The sequence below is a fragment of the Streptomyces sp. SCL15-4 genome, assembly GCF_033366695.1.
In the GTDB taxonomy this organism is placed as follows: domain Bacteria; phylum Actinomycetota; class Actinomycetes; order Streptomycetales; family Streptomycetaceae; genus Streptomyces.
The window spans coordinates 2,472,910-2,493,772 of record NZ_JAOBTQ010000001.1 but is presented as its reverse complement, the minus strand read 5'-3'; the positions used below and the strand labels follow the sequence as shown (position 1 = coordinate 2,493,772).

At 69.2% G+C, this 20,863-nt stretch carries 17 protein-coding genes; 9 read left to right on the top strand and 8 right to left on the bottom strand.

The annotated features are described in order from the left end of the window. Positions 1-9 precede the first annotated feature (9 nt). Together mycP and SCK26_RS10290 are read left to right on the top strand one after the other, a co-directional pair. Entirely contained in the window at positions 10-1,263 is a 1,254-nt protein-coding gene (gene mycP, locus SCK26_RS10295; protein ID WP_318200977.1) for a type VII secretion-associated serine protease mycosin, read from the top strand. Then, complete coding sequence (locus SCK26_RS10290; RefSeq protein ID WP_318200976.1) at positions 1,251-1,859, top strand: hypothetical protein; 609 nt, start codon at positions 1,251-1,253, stop codon at positions 1,857-1,859. The genes mycP and SCK26_RS10290 overlap by 13 nt, the downstream gene beginning before the upstream one ends. Positions 1,860-1,988: 129 nt before the next feature. Here the strand turns inward: SCK26_RS10290 and SCK26_RS10285 are convergent, their stop codons facing one another. The 3 genes from SCK26_RS10285 to SCK26_RS10275 all read right to left on the bottom strand — a co-directional run bounded on the left by SCK26_RS10285 (position 1,989) and on the right by SCK26_RS10275 (position 5,437). After that, positions 1,989-2,549: a hypothetical protein gene (locus SCK26_RS10285; protein WP_318200975.1), complete on the bottom strand. Its 561-nt coding sequence runs from the start codon at positions 2,547-2,549 to the stop codon at positions 1,989-1,991. Continuing rightward, positions 2,549-4,849: a hypothetical protein gene (locus SCK26_RS10280; protein WP_318200974.1), complete on the bottom strand. Its 2,301-nt coding sequence runs from the start codon at positions 4,847-4,849 to the stop codon at positions 2,549-2,551. The genes SCK26_RS10285 and SCK26_RS10280 overlap by 1 nt, the downstream gene beginning before the upstream one ends. A gap of 66 nt (positions 4,850-4,915) precedes the next feature. Next, positions 4,916-5,437 (bottom strand): hypothetical protein, encoded by a 522-nt coding sequence (locus SCK26_RS10275; RefSeq protein WP_318200973.1) that lies wholly within the window; start codon positions 5,435-5,437, stop codon positions 4,916-4,918. A 420-nt stretch (positions 5,438-5,857) separates the two neighbouring features. On the opposite strand from SCK26_RS10275, the gene SCK26_RS10270 reads away from it, so the two are divergent. The 5 genes from SCK26_RS10270 to SCK26_RS10250 all read left to right on the top strand — a co-directional run bounded on the left by SCK26_RS10270 (position 5,858) and on the right by SCK26_RS10250 (position 10,222). Continuing rightward, positions 5,858-6,301: a hypothetical protein gene (locus SCK26_RS10270; RefSeq protein WP_318200972.1), complete on the top strand. Its 444-nt coding sequence runs from the start codon at positions 5,858-5,860 to the stop codon at positions 6,299-6,301. Further along, complete coding sequence (locus tag SCK26_RS10265; protein ID WP_318200971.1) at positions 6,298-8,130, top strand: hypothetical protein; 1,833 nt, start codon at positions 6,298-6,300, stop codon at positions 8,128-8,130. The genes SCK26_RS10270 and SCK26_RS10265 overlap by 4 nt, the downstream gene beginning before the upstream one ends. Before the next feature lie 24 nt (positions 8,131-8,154). Then, a complete protein-coding gene (locus tag SCK26_RS10260) occupies positions 8,155-9,420 on the top strand; it encodes a S8 family serine peptidase (RefSeq protein ID WP_318200970.1) in 1,266 nt (421 codons plus the stop codon). A 119-nt stretch (positions 9,421-9,539) separates the two neighbouring features. After that, a complete protein-coding gene (locus SCK26_RS10255) occupies positions 9,540-9,881 on the top strand; it encodes a WXG100 family type VII secretion target (RefSeq protein ID WP_318205976.1) in 342 nt (113 codons plus the stop codon). 38 nt (positions 9,882-9,919) lie between these two features. Beyond that, positions 9,920-10,222, top strand: coding sequence for a WXG100 family type VII secretion target (locus SCK26_RS10250; protein WP_030619120.1), 303 nt, complete (start codon positions 9,920-9,922; stop codon positions 10,220-10,222). Between the two features lie 126 nt (positions 10,223-10,348). Here SCK26_RS10250 and SCK26_RS10245 read toward each other — a convergent pair whose 3' ends face one another. From SCK26_RS10245 to eccCa, 4 genes are all read right to left on the bottom strand, one after another. Further along, positions 10,349-10,978: a hypothetical protein gene (locus SCK26_RS10245; protein WP_318200969.1), complete on the bottom strand. Its 630-nt coding sequence runs from the start codon at positions 10,976-10,978 to the stop codon at positions 10,349-10,351. Between the two features lie 69 nt (positions 10,979-11,047). Next, positions 11,048-13,330: a DUF6571 family protein gene (locus tag SCK26_RS10240; RefSeq protein WP_318200968.1), complete on the bottom strand. Its 2,283-nt coding sequence runs from the start codon at positions 13,328-13,330 to the stop codon at positions 11,048-11,050. A gap of 5 nt (positions 13,331-13,335) precedes the next feature. Further along, the gene (locus tag SCK26_RS10235; protein ID WP_318200967.1) at positions 13,336-13,785 is read right to left on the bottom strand and encodes a hypothetical protein; all 450 of its coding nucleotides are present in this window, start codon (positions 13,783-13,785) and stop codon (positions 13,336-13,338) included. Between the two features lie 73 nt (positions 13,786-13,858). Next, complete coding sequence (eccCa, locus tag SCK26_RS10230; RefSeq protein ID WP_318200966.1) at positions 13,859-17,824, bottom strand: type VII secretion protein EccCa; 3,966 nt, start codon at positions 17,822-17,824, stop codon at positions 13,859-13,861. A gap of 329 nt (positions 17,825-18,153) precedes the next feature. Here eccCa and eccD point away from each other — a divergent pair, with 329 nt between their 5' ends. After that, entirely contained in the window at positions 18,154-19,656 is a 1,503-nt protein-coding gene (gene eccD, locus SCK26_RS10225) for a type VII secretion integral membrane protein EccD (protein ID WP_318205975.1), read from the top strand. 70 nt (positions 19,657-19,726) lie between these two features. On the opposite strand, the gene SCK26_RS10220 is transcribed toward eccD, so the two are convergent. Beyond that, positions 19,727-20,020, bottom strand: coding sequence for a DUF397 domain-containing protein (locus SCK26_RS10220; protein WP_318200965.1), 294 nt, complete (start codon positions 20,018-20,020; stop codon positions 19,727-19,729). A 267-nt stretch (positions 20,021-20,287) separates the two neighbouring features. Here SCK26_RS10220 and rpsO point away from each other — a divergent pair, with 267 nt between their 5' ends. After that, positions 20,288-20,575, top strand: a complete 288-nt coding sequence (rpsO, locus tag SCK26_RS10215) for a 30S ribosomal protein S15 (protein WP_003997419.1) — start codon at positions 20,288-20,290, stop codon at positions 20,573-20,575. Positions 20,576-20,863 lie beyond the last annotated feature (288 nt).

Sequence of the window (20,863 nt, the reverse complement as noted above, 5' to 3'; positions counted from 1 at the left end):
GGGACGGCGATGACGTCCACACTCCGTGCCCGTACGACCCTGGCGGCGGCCACCGCCGTCGCCGCGACCCTGCTGACGGCACCCGCGGCCACGGCGGACTCCGCCTCCGACCAGTGCACGTTCGACAAGACCAACCACAAGTACGCCGGCACGCCCTGGGCGCTTCAGCGCGTCAACCTCGACGAGCTGTGGACCCAGTCCAAGGGCAGGAACGTCAGGGTCGCCGTCATCGACACCGGCGTCGACACGGCCAACCCGCAGCTCGCGCACGCCGTCGACGCGTCCCGGGGCGCCAACTTCCTGCCCCCCAAGGACAAGAAGGGCCAGCCCCTCGACCGCGGCAACAGCAAGGGCACGACCGACACCGTCGGCCACGGCACCCGGGTCGCGGGCATCATCGCGGCCCGGCCCATGAAGGGCACGGGTTTCGTCGGGCTCGCTCCCGAGGCCACCATCATCCCGATCAAGCAGAACGACGCGGACGGCAACGGCACGGCCGTCACGCTCGCCCGGGCGATCCGGCACGCGATCCGGGTCAAGGCCGACGTCATCAACATTTCCCAGGACACGGCCAACGCCGTCCCGCCGGACGACGACCTCCGGCGAGCGGTCGACGAGGCCCTGGCCGCCGACATCGTCGTGGTCGCCTCGGCCGGCAACGACGGTCTGGGCGGCAACCGCAAGAAGACGTACCCGGCGTCGTACCCGGGAGTCCTCGCGGTGGCGGCGTCGGACCGCAACAACGAACGCGCGGCCTTCTCCCAGTCCGGCGACTTCGTCGGCGTGGCGGCCCCCGGCGTCGACATGATCTCCACCGTCCCCAAGGGCGGCCACTGCCCCGACAACGGTACGAGCTTCTCCGCGCCCTACGTGGCGGGCGTGGCCGCCCTGATCAGGGCAAAGCACCCGAACTGGACGCCCCGGCAGATCGTGGCCCAGATCGAGCAGACCGCCGAACGCTCCATCACCGGCTACGACGATCTGGTCGGCTGGGGCGTGGTGGACCCGGTCCGCGCCCTCACCGAGGACGACCACCCCATCGAGTCCCCGCACCCCGACGCGGGCCTCACCCACGCGGAGGCCCCCACCCCCGCCCGCCTCACCCTCGGCGAGACCCCGCGCGAACGCACGGCCCGCATCGCGACCTACGTCGCCGTGGCCGTGGCGGTGCTGGTGGCGGGCCTCGGCGGCGGAGCGGTGGCGGTCCGCGACGCCCGCCGCCGGCGCCGCGGCCTCCGGGAAGGCGGGCCATGGACGCGCTGAACAAGCTGAACGTCCTGTCGCTGGTGCTGTCCGCCGTGCTGGTGGCCATGGCCTGCGTGAAGTCGGACCGGGTCCGCTCCTGGCGCGCGAACGTCAACCCGTCGGCCCCCGAACTGCCCGACTCCGCCTTCGTCGTGGCCCGCGTCGTCTTCCTCGGACTGGCGGGCATCGGCGTCTACCTGGCCGTCCAGGGCTTCGGCGTCTCCGACGACGGCTCCTGGAGCGACGGAGAGCTGGCCAGCGCGGCCCGCCGGACGGCCGACGACCTGGACGGCTACACCTTCCGGGCGGACGACGCGGGCACGCCCCTGCCTTTCACCGACTACGCGTCGCTGATCGAGGACAAGGTCATCCAGAACGGCGGCGGCGACGCCCCGGAGTACGGAGTGACGGTCGACCCCTCCGGGACCAACACGCTCACCGACGCGTCCTTCACCATCACCGCCGACGGCACGGACACCGCCTTCTGCGCCCACCTCGAGCGCACCCGCTCCAAGAAGGACGACTACACCCCACCGGGCATCACCGGCGGCGAGGGAACCCTGACCTACCAGGGCTACCGCCTCAAGACCTCCCTGCGAAAGGGCGAGTGCTGACCGACCGGGCCCCGGTCCCTGCCCTTCTCCACCCGGAAGAGGGCCCCCGTCCGCCCTTGCGAGGGCCCACGTCCGCACCACCGGTGAGCGAGAGCGGCCATCGGTCACGCATGGCCGGGATGTCGTGCCTTACGAGCATTCAGGGGACCGACCGACGGCCTCGGTGAACGCGGCCGACAACTTCTTCATCGCAGCGGTGTCGCCGAGGTCCGAGTCGTCGACCCGGATCGAGGTGTACAGCGAATGCCGTGCGTGGCCGGCATTCTTGCAGCCCTTGACCAGCTTGACCGCACCTGTGCCGGTGTAGAAGAAATCGCCGTCGGTCGAGTGCGCGGCTTTGTCGGTCTCCGGGTTGGCGGTGACGACGGTCGATACGTCGACGTCCTCCTCCCACCACTGGAGATCGGCTGTCACCGCCCACGCACCGTCCACGTCCACCCGGCAGATCTTCCTGGAGGGCACCGGACGCGATTCCCGAACCGCGACCTCCTTACCCGCCGGAAGAAAGGGAGAAAGAAGGTCCGGGTCCACCGACACACCACACAGTGCTCTGGGCACGGCGTATTCCTTCTCCGCCGCCGGCTCCGAGCACGCGGACACCAACCCGAACACCGCAACGGCGACGGTGCCCGACACGACGCGGCGAACGCGCGTGAACCCGGCCTTCCCCGGTCGGCTCGACGCAGACATCAGATGTCCGTGACGAGCTCGGGCCCGACCTGCTGCATGTAGTTGCCACCTTCCATGAACCCCGTGGAGGAGGAGTCCTCCGCCCAGGAGGCTACGTCATCGGTGTTACCGATGTGATAGGCCTTGGCGGCGTCGTAAGCAGCCTTCCTGGTGTACTTCATGTTGTTTTCGTTGCCGAGCTGCCAGTTCTCGCCCATCTTGCTGCCGGCCTCTTCCTTGGCACTGCCCTCGGCGTCCTTGAAGAGTTCCTCCAGCATCATGCTGGTCGCGGTTCCGGCGGCGCCACCCACTCCGGCACCGACCGCCGGAGACGCGATGAAGGAAGTGCCGACACCGACGCCGGTACCGACCGTTCCGGACAGGAAGTTCTTCCACTGCGAAACCGAGTGGTCGAAGTCCTTGTCCTTGGCATCGGCGGGGCCCGCGACCGCCTCGTTCCGACCCATGGCCAGGGTTCCGGAAACCTGGCCGGAGTGCCGCGCGATATCCCGCACCGTGAGTTCCAGATCCTGGTGCGGACGTGCGCTTTCGGGCAGGTCCGGATTCAGGTGGTACTCCATCAGCTTGCCCATGTAATTCTTCTGGCCCACCTCGACGGCCGCGTACCCGTTCGGGTCCTGGCCGACCGCGAAGAGGAAGCGCGTCACTTCGCGCCGGTCCAGTTCCGCCTCCGTGCCCTGGACGGGGTAGAGCTTCTGAATGCGGTCCCAAGCCGCCTGGCCGTCCGCGTCGTTCTTCCCGGGATGCTGATCGACATCGGTGGTCGCACGGTCGATGTCCGGAAGATACTCCGAGGCGATCTGGCCAATGCTGTCCGACATGTAACCGTGATCCGTGAGGCGCCCGTTGTCGTCCGAGATCGAGGACACGATGTCCTGGAACAGTTTGGCCTGCCCCGGAGTGTGCGCGGGAGTGTCTGCGGTGGGGATTTCACCCGCGGGATGACCTGTGGCCGCTGCCTCCAGGGCCGAAGCGAGGTTGTTGCGGCCGTCCGTGCTCTCGCCGCGGCTCAGATCGCTGTTGCTCTCGTGCGGCCAGTGGCGGTCCTCGAAGAGGTACTTGAAGTTGGAGACCGCGTGCTTGTGGTCGCCGTCCTTCGGGATGAAGTCGTCGTTGAAGAAGTCGGTCGCCGCGTCGGGGTTGTTCGAGAGGCCCTTGAGGTAGCCCGACAAGGGGTCGAAACCGGAGTCGCCCTTCATGTGGTTGAGATAGGGGCTGAACCCCATTCGCTGCCAGGCCCCGTGCTTCCCGTCGTCCGTGAACTTCCGTTCCGTCTCCATGAGGCTCTTCCCGTACTGCTTCATGAAGTCGTCGTCGTAGTCGCCCACGCGCATGAGGTTGCTCATGACCTGGAACCCGAGCAGACCGCCGCGCTTGCCGCCGACCTCCTGGTCGCCGAGGTCGACCATGCGCCGCTTCCACTCGGTCATGTCGGCCGTGTCGCTCTGGCTGGCCGTGGCGAGCGTGAGACCGAGGTTCTTCTGCAGCTCTCCCAGCTGGTCGCGCCGTGCGTGGTTCACGTCCCAGGCGACCTGGGGGTCGCTGACATCGGCCCAGAAGGAGAGGGTCTTCTCCGGCCCGAGGTCCTTCGCGAAGCGCTCCGAGAACAGGGGATCGTCGTGGTACTTCTTCAGCCCGGCGTTGAGCCGGTCGAAGTCCTCCACCGACAGGTCGTCGATGTCCTTCTTGGCCAGCTTCGCCAACTCGTCGGCTTCCTTCACGGCCGCTGCCGCGGTGTCCCGGTCCTTGTAGCTGGCGTCCGAGAAGCCCATCCGGGTCTGGTCGACGATCGCCATGAGGACGTCCTTGGCCGAGTTGTCGCTCTCGGTGGCCTTGCCGAGGATGCCCTGGATCTCGTCGCGGAGGTCGTCGACGTCCTTCTGGTTGGTCGCGCTCTTGTTGCCGCTCGGATCCGAACCCCAGTCGGGCCGCGTGTTGCCCATCACCGTGAACTTGCCGCCGCCCGCGTCCACGACGGTCAGGTTCTTCTTCTGGCCGCGCGAGACGGCGTCCGTCAGCTGCTGGTGGAACGACTTCAGCTCGTCCCGGGTGTCGAGCAGGATCTTGTAGATGGTGGTGGCCTGCGTGTGGGCGTCGCCGAACTCGCCGGCCGTCTTCCCGATGAACTGCTTGGAGACCTGGGCGTTCACACCGGCCCAGTCGGCCGCGTTGGCGGCCTTGTGCAGATCGTCCTCGGCGTCCTTCTTCAGGTCCGCGAGGTGCTTCACCAGAGTCGACCAGTCGCCGACGGCGTCGTCGAGCAGCTTGAAGTTGGCGTGGTAGAGGGCGTTGAAGTCCATTGGTGCTCGTCCCAGGGATAGCGTGTCGGCGGGGTGATCGTCTGCGTCGTCAACAACCCGGCGTCGCTATTCCTTCTTCTTGCCCTTGTCCTTGCCGTCGTCCCCGTAGTCGTTCTTCTTGCCCGGCGCCCCCACCCGCTCGTCGAAGCCGTCGTCCAGGGCGTCGATGCTGCTCATCTGGCGCTGGATGTAGTGCTCGTCGTTCGCGTGCACGGTCTTGGTGGTCTGCATGTGGTTGGAGATCTGGGCGCAGGCGTCCATCAGGGACTTCAGCTGCTCTTCCCACCGGTTCGAGACGTGCTGGAGGCCGGCGCCGAGGGCGAAGCCCTGCTGGGTGAGGTCGCCGGCCGCGGAGTCGCTGCTCGGGGTCGCCACGCGGGCCTTGTCCCACAGCTGGTCGTAAAGGTGGTGGGCGGCGCTGCCGATCTTCTCCAGGTCCTTGTGACCGACCTTGAGGTCACCGGTCTTGCTGGGGAGGACATAGGGGCCGTAAGTGCCACCGCCCCCGTCGACATGGTTGAGCTGCATATGTGCCGACTGCCCCTGGGCAGCCTGCGCCTTGAGCTGCTCCCATTCGTCCCATCCCATGGAAGGGCCCCTTCCCCCGTGGTTACTCCGGTGCCGGGTCAACCTAGCAACCAACGCCACGGAAAATTTGCGCCATGTCCGCCATGTGCGACCTGTCGGGCGTGAAAATTCGGCGGAGAGCACTGCTCGGGGGGCCGGTTTCGGGGTTGCCAAGCGCCGGTCCGGGGCAACTCGACGACCTCGCGCGTGTGAAGCTTCTGCGTAGATACCGAAACTCTTCTGTCGTTATTGACCGTCTTGTCGCTATCCGGTGCGTCATGAGCCGGTCACTTCGGGACACCATCGCAACTGAACTGTCGCAGAGTTCAGTTGGCCGCCATTTAGGCAGTGACTACAGTGGTCCGCGATGGATCGGTGCCGCGGCCGGCTGCCGCCCGATCCGTCCTGCACTACCAACGGGGAAACGGGGAAGGGGTCGCGGTGGGCGACGGTGGCGGCTCGGGCATGAGGCGTGGCATTGACGCGCTGCAGGAGTTCAAGGACAAGCTCGACGGCGCGCTGACGGAGTACGAGGGCGGGCACGGAGGCCCGTCCCAGATAGCGCAGCAGACACTCAGCCGGTCGTCGTTCGGAGGCACGAACGCCCCGTTCGATGAGGCGGGAGACCTCCACACGGCGTACGAGACGGTCCACTCGCGCCTCACTCACCTCTCGAAGACTCTGGGAATGCACATCGAGGCACTGAAGCTCGCCTCGCACGCGGCGGATGCCACCTACGACGGGACCGAGGACGAGGTCCATCGCCGGTTCTGGCGGATTCGCACGCAGCTCGACGCGCAGTACCAGGAGGAAGCGAAGAAGGGCACTGCCGCCGGCAAGCAGGGGGCGGAAGGCAAGTCGACGGGGAAGACGGACCTCACGTGAGCGACGACTGGAAGCAGAAACCCGAGTACAAGTCCGCTGCGCAGCAGGTCGACAAGGAGGTCGGCCGGCAGGTCGCGCCCATCACGACCGCGCAGAACGTACTGGCGCACATGCCGCTCTTCGGCGGTGTCCGGGTCAACCTGGTCGGATCGACGAACTTCGAGAGCCACAAGCTCAACGACATGATCGACCTGGTCGAGCACGCCAATCCCGAACACCTCGAACTGACCGGCAAGTCCCTGTTCGACGCCGGCAAGGCCATCCGCAAGGCCGCGTCGGACCTGGAGCAGCACCTCAGGGTCGACTGGGAGGGCGAGGGCGCCGCGGCCTTCCACGCGTACACACAGAAGCTCATCCACTACACCAACAGCCTCGCGGGTTACGCCGACGCGGCCGGCACGCACATCTCCGTAGCGGCCACGGGGCTCGCCTCCGCCCGCAGCGCCATGCCGCCCAGGGACACCCGCCCGGCGGCCGAGCAGAAGCTGCCCACCGAGCTGCCCAAGGCCAAGCAGGTCGACAGCAACCCGGACTACGCGGCCGCGCTGAAGGTCGAGAAGAACCGGCAAGAGGCCATCAACCAGATGAACCGGCTGGCCTCGTACTACAAGGTCGCGGCGACGGACCTGAGCAATGCGAAGGAACCGGAGCCGATCGAACCCATTCCGAACATCGGAGTACCCGGACACGCGCAAGACGGACGGAAGCGACAGTATGGTTCGGGGGCGCCGTCGACGTCGTCCGCGTCGACACCGACCGCTGCGGTCCGAGGCGATGTCGCGGAGAGCCACGCCGGTACGGCCACGTCGCACGGGACAACGGCCCACGGGCACGTGAACGTTCCGCCGCTCAAGGAGGTCCACGAGCCCGGTGCGCCCTCCGGCCACGACGTCGGCACGGAGATCGACACCACGGCCACCCTGCCCCCGCAGGCACCCGCCACTCCGTCGCCCGCTTCTCCGACGCCCACTCTGCCGACGACCAGCGGCGGCGGACCGGTGCCGCCACTGCCCACCGGGCCGATGGCGCCTCCCGTCACGCCGACCGGCCGTACCCCCGGCTACGGACCGGGCGGCCGGCCCCCGGTGACCGCGCAGGGGCGTACCGGCCCTGCGGGCACCGGAACCGGCCGAGTGCCGCAGGGGCCGGCGGGCCAGCCGGGGCGTACCGTCTCCACCGGCCGGGTGCCCCAGGGGCCGGCGGGTCAGGCCGGGCGTTCCGTCCCGGGCGGCCGGACGCCGCAGGGCCCGATGGGGCAGGCCGCTCGGGCCATGGGACGCGCGACCCCGGCGGGTCAGCCGGGCGCGCGGGGACCCGTTCAGGCCGGGCGCTCCCCGATGGGCCGTCCCGTCACCGGAGGAACGCCGAGGACGACAGGGACCCCTGGCGGACGTTCCGGAGCGACCGGGCCCGCGGGTCCGGCGCGCAACGGCGTCGTGGGCGGCAAGCCCGTCACGGGCCGTACGTCCGGTTCCACGGCCAATCCCCGGGTCCCGCGCGGTATGGTCGTCGGCGCCGAGGAGCCGGTCTCCTCCACGCAGCAGAAGGGCGCCATCGGCCAGCGAGGCGTCGTCGGCGCCCCCACGGCGAAAGCCGAACCCGGCGCGGGCCAGGCGGTGCTGCGCTCGGCGAGCAATCCCGAGGGTGCCATCGGAGCGTCCCGTGGTTCTGCCAAGGGTGCCGAATCCGGCGCTTCGGGGCTCGGCCGCGGGGCCGTGGGCGGTCGCCAGGGCGCGGACGGCGGGACCGGTCGTACCGGCGGGACTGCCGGGAAGGAACAGCGCCGCCCGTCGCAGCAGCGGCGCGACGCGCCCAACACGAGCGACTGAGAACGAGCGAGGACAGACACAGGCATGAAGCCAGGGACCGGCCGAAGCGGCCCGAGGAGGGCCCTCCTGACAAGGCGCAACGCACGGCGTCTGTCCGCCGTGTGTTCGGCTCTTGGCGCGCTCGTCGTCACGTCGGCGACGCTCGCTCCGGAGGCAGCCGCCGTCGACGTTCAGTCAAAAGAGTGGTACCTGGACTTCATGGGCGCTGACGACATCTGGAAGATCAGCACGGGCAAGGGGGTGAAGGTCGCCGTGGTCGACACGGGGGTCAATGCGGCGACTCCCACCCTCCGGGGGCAGGTGCTGCTGGATGAAGTGCCAAAGTCCATGGCCTATCACGTCACCCATGACAAGGAAGGGCACGGCACTTCCATGGCCGAGATCATTGCGGGCACGGGAGCCGGTGGTGGTATCAAGGGCCTTGCTCCAGACGCCAAGATTGTGCCTTTCCGCGTTGACCTGGGGAAATTGCAGGGTGAGGAAATCGGCAGGACGCCCGCCTTGCCCAAGGTGATTCGAGCAGTCGCCGACAGTGATGTGAAAATCATCAACATGTCCTTCGGTGCCGGAGACACCGCCGACGGCACGGACGCCGCTGTGAGGTACGCGGTTTCCAAGGGAAAGCTGCTTTTCGCCTCCGTCGGAAACGACGGTGACATGGGAAACATGCCCTCCTACCCGGCCAAGTACCCTGGCGTCGTAGGCGTATCCGCCCTCGACAAGACCGGAACCGTGGCCAAGTTCTCCACGTTCGGGAACTACGTGGACCTCTCGGCCCCGGGCCTCCACGTGCCCTCCTGGTGTGACGGCACGTTCACCGAGTACTGCGACACCGATGGCACCAGTCCCGCCTCCGCCATCGCCTCCGCGTCCGCCGCCCTGATCTGGTCCGCTCACCCGGACTGGACGGCCAACCAGGTCCTGCGGTCGCTCGTCGACACGGCCGCCCGTTCCTGGCCGAAGGACACGCCCAGCAGGTACCTCGGCTACGGCGGCGTGCGCCCTCGTCGCGTGCTCATCAACAAGGACATCGACCCCGGTCCGCCCGATGTCGATCCGCTTGCCGCCCAGAACGGCTCGTTGTCGGCGACCCCCAGCCCCTCGGCGAAGGCCCCGTCCGGGAAGCCCACCAAGGAGGCCGGTTCCGCCAACGGTCCCACCTCCGCCGCCGCGAAGGAATCCGACTCCGGCGGTGACACCCAGACCTGGGTGATCATCGGCGCCGTAGCCGCCGTACTGGTCATCGGCGGCGCCGGTTTCGCCGTGCTGCGCGCACGCCGCAACGCCTGAGCGGTCTCCCGTACACCTGCTCATTCGCCGAGTGAGCAGAGACCCGCTTGCCATCAGTGCTGACGCCCGACACATGCCTCAGCGCCCGGCAAGGTCAGTTCACACAGAAAGGCATGGAAATGGCGACGCAGCGCCAGAAGGTAAGTGACAAGGACATCATCGTCCTCGAAAAGGAGCTTCTGCACCGTTTCGAGGGCATCAAGGGCCAGCTGAAGGAACTGCAGGCCCTCATCGACAGCCTCGAGGGCAACTGGAAGGGCATCGGCGCCGGCGCGTTCAACTCCAAGCAGACGGAGATCAACGAGCGCATGGTCCGCATCGGCAACATCCTCGCCAAGTTCATCGAGGCCATGAGCACCACGCGGAAGATCAAGGACGGCACGGAAGACGAGGTCCGTTCGCAGGTCCAGAGCATCGACGTCAGCCTCGGCGGCTCGACTTCGGCCCTGTCCAGCTACTGATCCCCGCCAGGTCACCACTTCTCAGCAACGGAGCAATCATGGGCGTCAACAACAGCGGCGAGCTCGAAGTTTCCTACGGCAGTCTCGACGAGACCGCCACCCAGCTGGCCAACCACGCGCGGCGGCTCGAAGAGGGCCTCGAGGCCATCAAGCAGAAGGTCGCCGGCGTCGCCAGCATGTGGGAGGGCGAGGCCCACAACGCGTACACCGAGCAGCAGGCCGCCTGGGACCGCGAGGCGCAGGGCATCCACGAGGCCCTGGTCCAGATCGGCAAGGTCGTCCACGCGGCCGGCGGTGACTACCAGGGCGGCGACCGGAAGGCCGCCAGCTACTTCATGTAAGCAGGACCGGCACAGCAGGCAGCGGGGTGGGCACGCACGGGAGGTGCCCACCCTCTGCCATGCCGAACGGGGCCAGCGCGACGTACGGGCGGCACACCACGCCGACTCTCCGCCGGACGCCTCTTTTCAGCGTGAGGGAACCGCTCCCGGCAGATCGGCTTCCGAAGCGCACCCTGCCGTTTGGGCAACTCTCCGGGAGATGGAATTGAGAATCACCATGCGGTCGAGGTCGATACTGTCGCCCCGCATATGTCCACGTGGTGAGAACAGCTCCGCTTTCACGTATTTCGTGTCGCCGATGTAGGCGTCCTCGGCCGGCGCCTTGGTGGAGCACTGGAAGAAGAGATCAGCTCCGTTCGGACCCACCTGCGCAAAGCGGCCCATCGGGTACGTGACCTTGCCGGTACCGGATTCCTTCCGGGTGCCCGAAGGGTAGCCAGGGGATGCCGAGAACCGGATCTCGAGAAGAGGTTCTCCGCTGTCGTCACCTGTCTTGTACACCCAGCACGCGCTTCGCTCGCGGTATGCGTCGTGAAGGTGCTCGACCGCCTTCTTCAGGGAGAACGTGGCGGGTTCACCCGCCTTGCCCGCTCCAGTGGCTTCGTCGAACCTGTCCGTTCCGGCCAGGCGTCGCAACGCTTCCGCCGCCGGAGCGTCTAACGCTCCGTCGCATAGCCTGCTCGCGGTCACCGCTGTACCCGGCTCTTCCGGCGCCTCCTTCTCGGAGTCGCCGCCGCACGCCCCCGTGAACAGCACCGCGGCAATGAGCGAAAGCGCCGTCCCGCACGCACGACATCCTGTGTACCGCCGCACTCTCATCCCCACTCAGTCCTTGTACGGAGGCCGGCCTCGGTAGTCGTTCTCATGGGACCCGGTGCCCAGATAACTGCTTTTGGTCTCCTGGATCCACTGTTGTTCGTCGGCCACCTCCCTCGCCTTTGGATGATTCTTGAAGTACGAGTCGTAGACCGATCCGATGTCGTCGACACCTCGGCCGTAGAACTGCCGGCTGGTCATTTGTGAGGGTACGAGTGCGTCGGACTCCGCGTCGTCCGTCGCCTTGTCGATCGCATGTCCGAGCAGAGTGTTCGCCGCGTTCGTGATCGTGTCGGCGGCGACGGGCGCGATGACGACCGCGGCGGCTGTGGAGCCGGGCAGTGGGAGGGAGGCGACACCACCGGCGACGACCGAACCCACCAGCAGTTTCTTCCAGTCGGCCGATCGCCCGAGTGCCTTGTTGGCTTCCTCGGAGTTCTCGCCGTAGGTTGTCGCCGCCTGCTCCACGCGGGAGTTGTCCAGGATTCCGCGGGCTTCGGCACCCACCGACATGATGTCCCTCGCATGGTTCATGCCGGAACCGCTGGTCGGCGGGTGGGCATCCAGCATGCTCAAGGTATAGAGGTGCTGTGCCGTCGTCACGGCCTTGTGCGAGCGCTCGTCCTGCCCGAGGACGCTCAGGAAGTCGATCGCCCCCTGGTTCCCGAACCGTGCCCGCCCGTCGTAGCGAGCGGGAAAGTCGCCCGCGTCCTTGCCGTGATCACCGATCCCGGACAGCTCGTAATCCAGGTCGTCGATGTACGCACCGGCCATCTTGCCAAGGCTGTCGGCGAGTTCGGGTTGAGCGTGCAGCATCTTCGGCCCGTTCTCGCCGCCGTAGAGGTGGGCAACCTGCTCCATGACGCCTGCCGTGGCTGCCGTACGACGATCACCCGCCGCGATCTCCTTGGGCGAGGCGTCGGCGGAGTACCCGGTGGTGGCCGCCTCCAGGGCGCGCCCCAGCGCATTGCGTCCGGCGACATGGTCGTGACTGCCCCCCAGCGAGGCGTCGGACACCCAGACGCGCTCCGTGGTCAGGTACTTCAGGTGCTCGTTGACCTCGGAGTCCTTGTCGACGGTGGCGCCCGTACCGCCGGGCTGGGCGAAGAACTGTGTCGATGCGTCCGGGTTGTGTCCGAGAGCTTCCAGGAAACCGGTGACAGGGTCGCGGCCGCGGTCGTTGTCGTGACCCCAGTAGTTGAGGTCACCTTGGTTGACGTTGTTGACCCAGGCGTTGATGCCCTGCCCGTTCATTTTTTTGTCGTATGCGAGAAGCTTGTCGCCGTATTGGTTGAGGAACTGGTCGTCGTAGTCACCGAAACGCATGAGATTGCTCATGACGGCGTAGCCGGTCGGGTTGTTCGCGTCGTCGGTGCCGAGCTGGCCGGGGCCGAGGCCGATCATCTGCTTCTCCCAGCTCCGCATCCCGTCGCTGTCGGAGAGAGTGGCCCGGCCGATGGTGACCCCGAGGTTCCTCTGCAGCCGCTTGGCCTGCTTGGCCCGGGCCGGATCGTAGGTGCTCTGGTAGGGGTCGGCGATGCCGGCCCAGAAGGTGAGCATCTCTTTGGGGCCGACCTGTGTGGTGAACTCCTCGGCGAAGAGCGGATCGTTCTTGTAGCTGGCCAAGGCGGTGTTGAGCGCGGCGAGTTCCGTGTTCGTCACCGCGTGGGGATCCTTGGCGAGGATTCTCGCCATCCGGTCGGCGTCCGCGACCGCCCTGGCAGCGTCGTCCCGGCTCTCGTAGCGGGCGCCGGAGAAACCGTACGCGGACTGATCAACGAGCAGTCTGAGTGCCTTGGCGGCCGTGCTGTCGCTCTCGGTGGCTTTGCCCAGGATGCGTTGGATCTCGTTGCGGAGATCGTTGACGACCTGTTGGCCGACCGGGCCGGAGTCGCCGCTCGGGCCCGTTGCCCAGTCGGGCCGCGGGTTCCCCGTGACCGTGAACGTGCCGTGGCCGGTGTCGATCACCGTGCAGTACTTGTACGGTTCGCGCCCGAGTGTCTCATTCAGCTGGTCGCGGTAGCCGAGTAACTCGTCGCGGGTGTCCTTGAGGATCCGGGTGATGGAATCCGCCTGGGTGTGGGCGTCCGCGAACTCCTTCGCCGTCTTGTCGACGAACTCGCGACCGACCTGGGCGTTCAGGCCGGCCCAGTGTGCCTTGTCCGCGCGGGCCTTGAGGCCGTTCCGGGCATTCTCGCGGAGAACCGCGAGCTTCCTGGTCATCTCCTCCCAGTCGGTGATGGCCTCCCCGAGCTGGGCGAACCGGCCGTGGCGTAACGCGTCGAGATCCATCGTCCTCAGCCGCCGTTCCGCTCGTCGAAGCCGTGATCCAGCTCGGTGATGCTGCTGAGCGTGCCGGCGATGTGGGCCTCGTCGGCGGCATGCTGGTTCTTCGTGTACCGCAGGTGGTTCGAGATGTGGGCACAGGCGTCGAGCAGGGTCTGCGCCTGGCCGATCCAGCGCTCCGCGACATGGTCGAGTGCGGCCCCGATGTCGAAGCCCTGGCTCTTCAGCCCTCCGGCTGCCGCCATGGACGAGAGGCGGGCGTGGTCGCTGAACCGGCCGAAGTCCTGGAACAGCTCGTGTGCCGCGGAACCGATCGCGGCGAGGTCGTGCTGGTGCACGGTGAGGTCACCGCGCGGGCTGCCTGCGCCTCCTGCGCCGGGAACCAGTTGATCGAGGCGCAGGTGTGTCGACCGACCCAGCGCCGCCTCTGCCTTCAACCGCTCCCACTCGTCCCAGCCCATGCGCGGCTTTCCTCCGTCTCCTCGGTGCCCCGCCCGGATGCTCGAGCCTCCAAGCTACCGATGGCGGAGCGCCTCAGTACTCCACTTCCACCAACCCCGTCTGCACCAGCGGCTTGCCCCGCTTGCGGGAGACGAAGACGCCTCGGCCCGGGGGCATCGGGCGGTGGCGGACGCCGCCGAGGATGTCGCCCTCGGCCGGGTCGCCGGCCAGGATCAGGCCCTGCGCGCCGAGTTCCTTCATGCGCTGCATGAACGGCTCGTACGAGGCCCGGCCCGCGCCCGCGGAGGAGCGGGCGATGATGAAGCGGACGCCGACGTCGCGGGCGAACGGCAGCATCTCCGTCAGCCCGCTGAGCGGGTTGCCGCTGGAGGTGGAGACCAGGTCGTAGTCGTCGATGACGACGAACACCTGCGGTCCCCGCCACCAGCTGCGGTCCCGCAGCTGCTGCGGCGTGACGTCCGCCGTCGGCGTGCGGCGCTGCATCAGGTCGGCCAGCGCCGCCATGTGGTGGTCCATCTGGCTGGACATGGGGATGTACTCCGCCAGGTGGGAGGCGGGGGTGACGTCCAGCAGGGCGCGGCGGTTGTCGACCACGAAGAACTTCGCCTCGTCACCGCCGTACCGCAGCGACAGCTGCCTGATCAGCAGCCGCAGCAGGTTGGACTTGCCGGACTCGCTCTCGCCGAAGACCAGGAAGAACGGGTCCTGGTCGAAGTCGACGAACACCGGCTCCAGGTTCTCCTCGTCCAGCGCGAACGCGACGCCCCGCCGCGGGAACCGGTCGCCCGGCGGCAGCTCGGCCGCGTCGAGCCGGCGCGGCAGCAGCCGTACCTTGGGGGCGCCCGGCGCCTGCCAGTGCCGCCCGACCTCGGTGGTCAGCGCGGCCGTGGCCTCCGCCAGGTCCGTGTCGGAGGTGAGGCCGTCGATCCGCGGCACCGCCGCCATGAAGTGCAGCTTCTGCGGGGACAGACCGCGGCCGGGGACCCCGGCGGGCACGTTCGCCGCCACCTTGCGGTCGATCTCGGAGTCCATCACGTCGCCCAGGCGCAGCTCCAGGCGGTTCATCAGGTGGTCCTTGAGGTTCGCGCGGACCTCCATCGAGCGGGACGCGGTGATGACGAGGTGGATGCCGTAGCCGAGGCCGCGCGCGGCGATGTCCAGGACCGCCGGTTCCAGGCCCTCGTAGTCCGTGCGGAAGTTGCCCCAGCCGTCGATGACCAGGAAGACGTCGCCCCAGGGCTGGTCGGTGACCGAGATGTCGCCCCGGGCGCGCCGGGCGCGGAAGTCGGCGATCGAGGCGATGCCTGCCGTACGGAAGTACTCCTCGCGGCGGGTCAGGACGCCGTACACCTCGGAGACCGTACGGCGCACCCGTTCCGGGTCCAGCCGCGAGGCGATCCCGCCGACGTGCGGCAGACCGCCCACCGCGGCCATGCCGCCGCCACCGAAGTCGAGGCCGTAGAACTGCACCTCGTGCGGGGTGTGGGTGAGCGCGAAGGCGCAGATCAGGGAGCGCAGCAGGGTGGACTTGCCGGACTGCGGGCCGCCGATGACCTGCATATGGCCGGCCGCGCCCGAGAAGTCGAGCATCAGACGGTCGCGGCGCTGTTCGTACGGCTTGTCGACCAGGCCGACCGGGACCACCAGGCGCCCCGCACCCTCGTAGTTCGGCTGGGTCAGGCCGCGGCCCTGCACCGCCGCCAGCCCCGGCAGCAGCGCGTCCAGCGCGGGCGGGCTCTCCAGCGGCGGCAGCCACACCTGGTGGGCCGCCGGGCCCTGTGCCTCCAGCCGGCGCACGATCACGTCGAGGACGGTGTCGGCCAGTGCTTCGTCCACCTCCGGCTCGGACTCGGTGCGCTGCTGCGGCATCGTGGTGTACTGCACCGGCACCTCGGTGGCCGTGAACAGCACCGGACGGCGGTCCACCGGGAGGCGTCCGCCGGACAGGGCCGTCCGCCGGCCGCCGGAGCGGTAGACGCCCGAGACGTAGGCCGCCTTGAAGCGGACCATCTCGTCCGTGCCGTACTTCAGGAAGCCGGAGCCGGGCACGTTCGGCAGTTCGTAGGCGTCGGGGACGCCGAGCGCGGCGCGGGACTCGGCCGCGGAGAAGGTGCGCAGACCGATCCGGTAGGAGAGGTAGGTCTCCAGACCGCGCAGCCGGCCCTCCTCCAGGCGCTGCGAGGCCAGCAGCAGGTGCACGCCCAGCGAACGGCCGATACGGCCGATCTGCACGAACATCTCGATGAAGTCCGGTTTGGCGGTCAGCAGCTCGCTGAACTCGTCGATCACCAGCACGAGGGACGGGATCGGCTGGAGCGGGGCGCCGGCCGCGCGGGCCTTCTCGTAGTCGTGGATGTTGGCGTAGTTGCCCGCGTCGCGCAGCAGCTCCTGGCGGCGGTTCAGCTCGCCGCGGATGGAGTCGCCCATGCGGTCGACCAGGGTCAGGTCGTCCGCGAGGTTGGTGATGACGGCCGCCACGTGCGGCATCTGCGCCATGCCGGCGAAGGTCGCGCCGCCCTTGAAGTCGGCGAGGACGAAGTTCAGCGTCTCCGAGGAGTGGGTGACCGCGAGGCCCAGCACCAGGGTGCGCAGCAGCTCCGACTTGCCGGAACCGGTCGCGCCGACGCACAGGCCGTGCGGGCCCATGCCCTCCTGCGCGGCCTCCTTCAGGTCCAGCATCACGGGCCGGCCGTCCTCGCCGAGTCCGATCGGCACCCGCAGGCGTTCGGCGAGCGCGCGCGGGCGCCAGGTCCGCTTGGTGTCGACGGAGGCCGCGTCGCCGAGGCCCAGCAGGTCGGTGAACTCCAGGTTGGCGAGCAGCGGCTCGTCGTCGTCACCGCCGGAGGCCATGCGCAGCGGCGCCAGCTGCCGGGCCAGCGCCTCGGCGGACTCGTAGGACAGCGCGTCGGGGCTGCCCTCGTACACCTCGCCGTTGCCGGACTCCAGGCGCAGCAGGCCGGGCTGGACGACGATGGACAGGTCGCCGCCGGCCGTGGTCAGCTCGCCCGGCACCACCTCCAGGACCGTGACGCCCTGAAGGCCCTCGGGGTTGGCGAGCACCGAGTCCGGCAGCAGGGACAGGTCGTCCAGGACGAGCACGATGTGCGGCTCGTCCAGCAGCGGCGCGGCGCCGGGGTGGAAGCGCGGCCGGCCGGTCAGCCGCGCGGCCAGCAGGTCCTCCAGCTCGCGCGGGTCGGAGCCGATCAGCCGGCGCGAGCCGGCGCCGTCCACCGCGCCGGGCGCCTGCGCGTGCGGCAGCCACTTCGCCCAGTCCCAGTGCGCGAGCGCCTCCCGGCCCGCGGCCACCGCGATGACCAGGTCCTGCGGGGAGTGCAGCGAGGCCAGCGAGCCGACCAGGGCGCGGGCCGAGGCCCGTACGGACTGCGGCTCGCCGCTGACCGTGACGTGGTAGAAGGCGCGCAGCGACACCGCCATCGGCAGGTCGCCGACGGTGCCGTGCGCGGCGAGGAAGCGCTGCATCGCGCCCGCGGTCAGCGGTTCCAGCTGCTCGACCGGACCCGTCTCCGGGGCGAGCAGCGGGGTCGCCAGCGGCTGCGCCCCCAGCCCGATGCGGACGTGCGCGAAGTCCTCGTCGCCGGGCCGCCGCTCCCACACCCGGCTGCCCTCGGCGACCAGCGCCCAGAGCTGCTCGGGAGAGGGGTGCAGGTAGTACTGCGCGTCCCGTTGCCTGCGGGCCGTGGCCACGGCGGACCTGCGGGTCTGCGACAGATAGCCGAGGTAGTCGCGGCGCATGTCGGCCAGCTGGCCCTGCGAGCCGCGGCGGAAGCGGACCACCATCGCGATGGACATCGCCACCGTCGAGGCGATCATGATCATGCCCATGATCTTCATGAACGGCTGGCCGTTCGTGAAGAAGAAGACCACCGAGCCGCCCATGCCCAGCGTGGGCAGGAGCTGCATCAGCACGCTCTCCTGGTGCCCCCGCGGCAATTCGGGCGGTGGCTGGACAACGACCTCTTCCGTGGGCACTTCGGACGGAAGCGCCCTAGGGGGGCGCTTGACGACAATCTGGCTCACCGCTCACCAATTCCCTTGCCCGACCCAGGCGTTCCGCCCGCCGCCCCGTGTCCGGCGAGCGCAGGCCGCCGCGTGATCCTACTGAGTTCACGGGGCACGGGTGGGCGGTAGGGTGCCGGATGTTCGCGTGAGCACACGCCGCGCAGGCTGGATGAACCGGGGCAAACCCCTCAAGGAGGAGGCGGCGGAACCCCGGAATCCCACCGCACGGCACCCGGGTCGCCGCGCACCGGGCAAACCGGCACGGGACCTTCACGACATGGACGCACCACCACCACCGAGCACGAGACAGACGCACCACCACCACTGAGGGGGAGCAGCAGGTGAGCATGACGGCCGCCGCCACCGGCGGACCCGGGACGGGAGCCCCTTCCGCGTCCGGCACCGGACTCGGCTTCTGCCGGGTCACCATCGTCGCGCCGGACAGCCGTATCGACGTGGCCCTGCCCGACGACGTCCCGGTCGCCGACCTCTACCCGGAGATCCTCCGGCTGTCCCGGCAGAGCCCCGACGCCGGCGCTCCGGTCGGCTACCACCTCGTCCGCACCGACGGCACCGTGCTGGACAGTGCCCGGTCCTTCGCCGCCCAGCGCATCCTCGACGGCGAACTGCTCACCCTGCGCCCGTTCGCCGAGTCCCTGCCGCCGGCCGTCTTCGACGACGTCGCCGAGGCCGTGGCCTCCTCCGTCACCAAACAGCACAAGCTGTGGAGCGGCGACCTGACCCGGGCCGCCGGCCTCGTCGGCGGCGGTGTGCTGCCCGCGCTGCTCGCCTTCGTCGCCTGGACCGCCGACCCGCGCCACGACATGCACGGCCTGGCCGGCATCCTCGCCGCCGTCACCGGCATCCTCCTGGTGGTGCTCTCCGCCGTCCGCGCCCGCGTCTACGACGACCGCGGCTCGGCCGTCGCCCTCGGCCTCGGCGCGCTGCCAAGCATCGGCGTCGCCGGCAGCGGACTGCTGCCGCTCGGCGACGGCGAGGGCATCGGCAGACTCCAGTTCCTGCTGGCCTGCGCGGCCGTCCTCGTCGCCGCCCTGATCCTCGCCCTGTGCTCACCGCACGGCGACGGCCCCTTCGTCGCCTTCGTGTTCGCCTCCGCGGTCGCCCTGGTCGCCGTCTTCCTCGCGACCCTCACCGGCTGGGCCCCCCGGGAGACCGCCGCCCTGTGCGCCCCGGTCGCCGTCTGCGGACTCGCCTTCCTGCCCGGCCTGTCCATGCGGTTCGCCCGGCTGCCGATCGGCTTCGAGAACCCCAGCGGCACCGGCACGCCCCGCCCCGCCTACGGCGCCGAGCCCGCCGCCCAGGAACCGGTGGACACCGAGCGCGTCGAGGCGCAGGCGCGGCGCGGCCACGAACTCCTCGTCGGCATGGTCGGCGGCTGCGCGCTGCTCGCCGTCGGCGCCGCGGCCGTCCTCGGCTTCTCCGCCGACGTCTGGGCCCAGCTGCTCGCCCTCGCCACCGGCATCGCCATGCTGATGCGCGCCGGCCTGTTCCGCTACACCGCCCAGGTCGCCCCCGTGCTGGCCGCCGGCCTCACCTGCCTGGTCCTGCTCGGTCTCGGCCTCGCCCTCAACCCGCCGGGCCACGTCATGCGCGCCGCGCTGGCCGGCGACCGCACCGACCTCGACATCCGCACCATCTGGCTGATCGCGGCGATCGCCGTGGCCACGGCCCTGGTGACGGTCCTCGGCCTGATCCTTCCGCGCGGCGGGCTCACGCCCTTCTGGGGCCGCTTCCTGGAGATCTGCGAGGGCTTCGTCCTGCTCACCCTGATCCCGCTCGCCCTGGCCGTCTTCGACGTGTACGCCAAGGCCCGCGCCATGACCAGCTGACGGGAACACGACGCGAAAAGGGCGGCACGCGCGCGTGCCGCCCTTTTCGCACCACCGTCTCAGCCGCCGCTCACTGCACGTCCAGGCCCCCGTTGTGCGCCATCGGCTTCAGATCGAACTCCCCGTCGCGCGCCCCGAGCACGAACGCCGTCCACTCCGCCTCCGTGTAGCGCAGCACCGTGTCCGGGTCGAGCGAGGACCGCATCGCCACCGCGCCACCGGGCAGGTACGCGATCTCGACCCGCTCCTCGTGCTCCTCCGTACCCGGCGCGCACTGCCACTGCACGCCCGAGATGTCGAGCGCGTACAGTTCGTCCCGCTCGCGCTCCTTGCGCGCCTTCATCTCCGCTTCCGTTTCCGTCATCCGCGGTGACCCCTTCCCGAGGTGAGTACGATCCCGGCGCTCACCCTAGTGGCGCGCGCCGCTTCGCCGGCGGGGTTCGCCGGCCGGGCGTAAGGTCCCCGCCATCGCCTGGTACCCTGAGTGACGGCCGTATGTGTACGCACCCCCGGAACCTTCGCTGTTCTGGTGGCCGCGCCCAGCGGATCCCCGCCTCCCGAGTAACGGAAGCTCCCCCGAGATGTAGACCGGGGGCACTCGGTGGCCACTCACACACCATGAGGAGTACGCGTGTCGCTCGACGCCGCTACGAAGAAGCAGATCATCGCCGAGTTCGGTACCAAGGAGGGTGACACCGGCTCCCCCGAGGTCCAGGTCGCTCTGCTCTCCCGTCGGATCTCCGACCTGACGGAGCACCTCAAGACCCACAAGCACGACCACCACTCCCGCCGTGGCCTGCTGATCCTGGTCGGTCAGCGCCGCCGGCTGCTGCAGTACCTGGCGAAGAAGGACATCCAGCGCTTCCGTGCGCTGGTCGACCGCCTCGGCATCCGCCGCGGTGCGGCGGGCGCCAAGTAACACGCCACGAGGGAGCGGTTCCCGAAACGAATCGGGGACCGCTCCCTTTGCCGTACGCGGGGCCGAGCCCCGCACACGGTGACCACCGTCGTACCAACGGAAACGTGCGGACTGTCACTCACGCTTTGTAGTGTGGTAGCAGAACGCAGTACGTACGACACAGAACGAGGAGAAGCGCACCCAGTCGCCGCCGGTCCTCGGTAGTGGCCCCCGGGGGAGAAGCCCCGGGTGCTTCGATCGAAGACCGGCCCGCACCGCACGGAGCGCCTCTCCACACACCGTCCCCCT

Coding starts and splice junctions, on each gene's coding strand:
- mycP (WP_318200977.1), top strand. CDS start 10: ATGACGTCCACACTCCGTGCCCGTACGACCCTGGCGGCGGCCACCGCC.
- SCK26_RS10290 (WP_318200976.1), top strand. CDS start 1,251: ATGGACGCGCTGAACAAGCTGAACGTCCTGTCGCTGGTGCTGTCCGCC.
- SCK26_RS10285 (WP_318200975.1), bottom strand. CDS start 2,549: ATGTCTGCGTCGAGCCGACCGGGGAAGGCCGGGTTCACGCGCGTTCGC.
- SCK26_RS10280 (WP_318200974.1), bottom strand. CDS start 4,849: ATGGACTTCAACGCCCTCTACCACGCCAACTTCAAGCTGCTCGACGAC.
- SCK26_RS10275 (WP_318200973.1), bottom strand. CDS start 5,437: ATGGGATGGGACGAATGGGAGCAGCTCAAGGCGCAGGCTGCCCAGGGG.
- SCK26_RS10260 (WP_318200970.1), top strand. CDS start 8,155: ATGAAGCCAGGGACCGGCCGAAGCGGCCCGAGGAGGGCCCTCCTGACA.
- SCK26_RS10255 (WP_318205976.1), top strand. CDS start 9,540: ATGGCGACGCAGCGCCAGAAGGTAAGTGACAAGGACATCATCGTCCTC.
- SCK26_RS10250 (WP_030619120.1), top strand. CDS start 9,920: ATGGGCGTCAACAACAGCGGCGAGCTCGAAGTTTCCTACGGCAGTCTC.
- SCK26_RS10240 (WP_318200968.1), bottom strand. CDS start 13,330: ATGGATCTCGACGCGTTACGCCACGGCCGGTTCGCCCAGCTCGGGGAG.
- SCK26_RS10235 (WP_318200967.1), bottom strand. CDS start 13,785: ATGGGCTGGGACGAGTGGGAGCGGTTGAAGGCAGAGGCGGCGCTGGGT.
- eccD (WP_318205975.1), top strand. CDS start 18,154: ATGACGGCCGCCGCCACCGGCGGACCCGGGACGGGAGCCCCTTCCGCG.
- SCK26_RS10220 (WP_318200965.1), bottom strand. CDS start 20,020: ATGACGGAAACGGAAGCGGAGATGAAGGCGCGCAAGGAGCGCGAGCGG.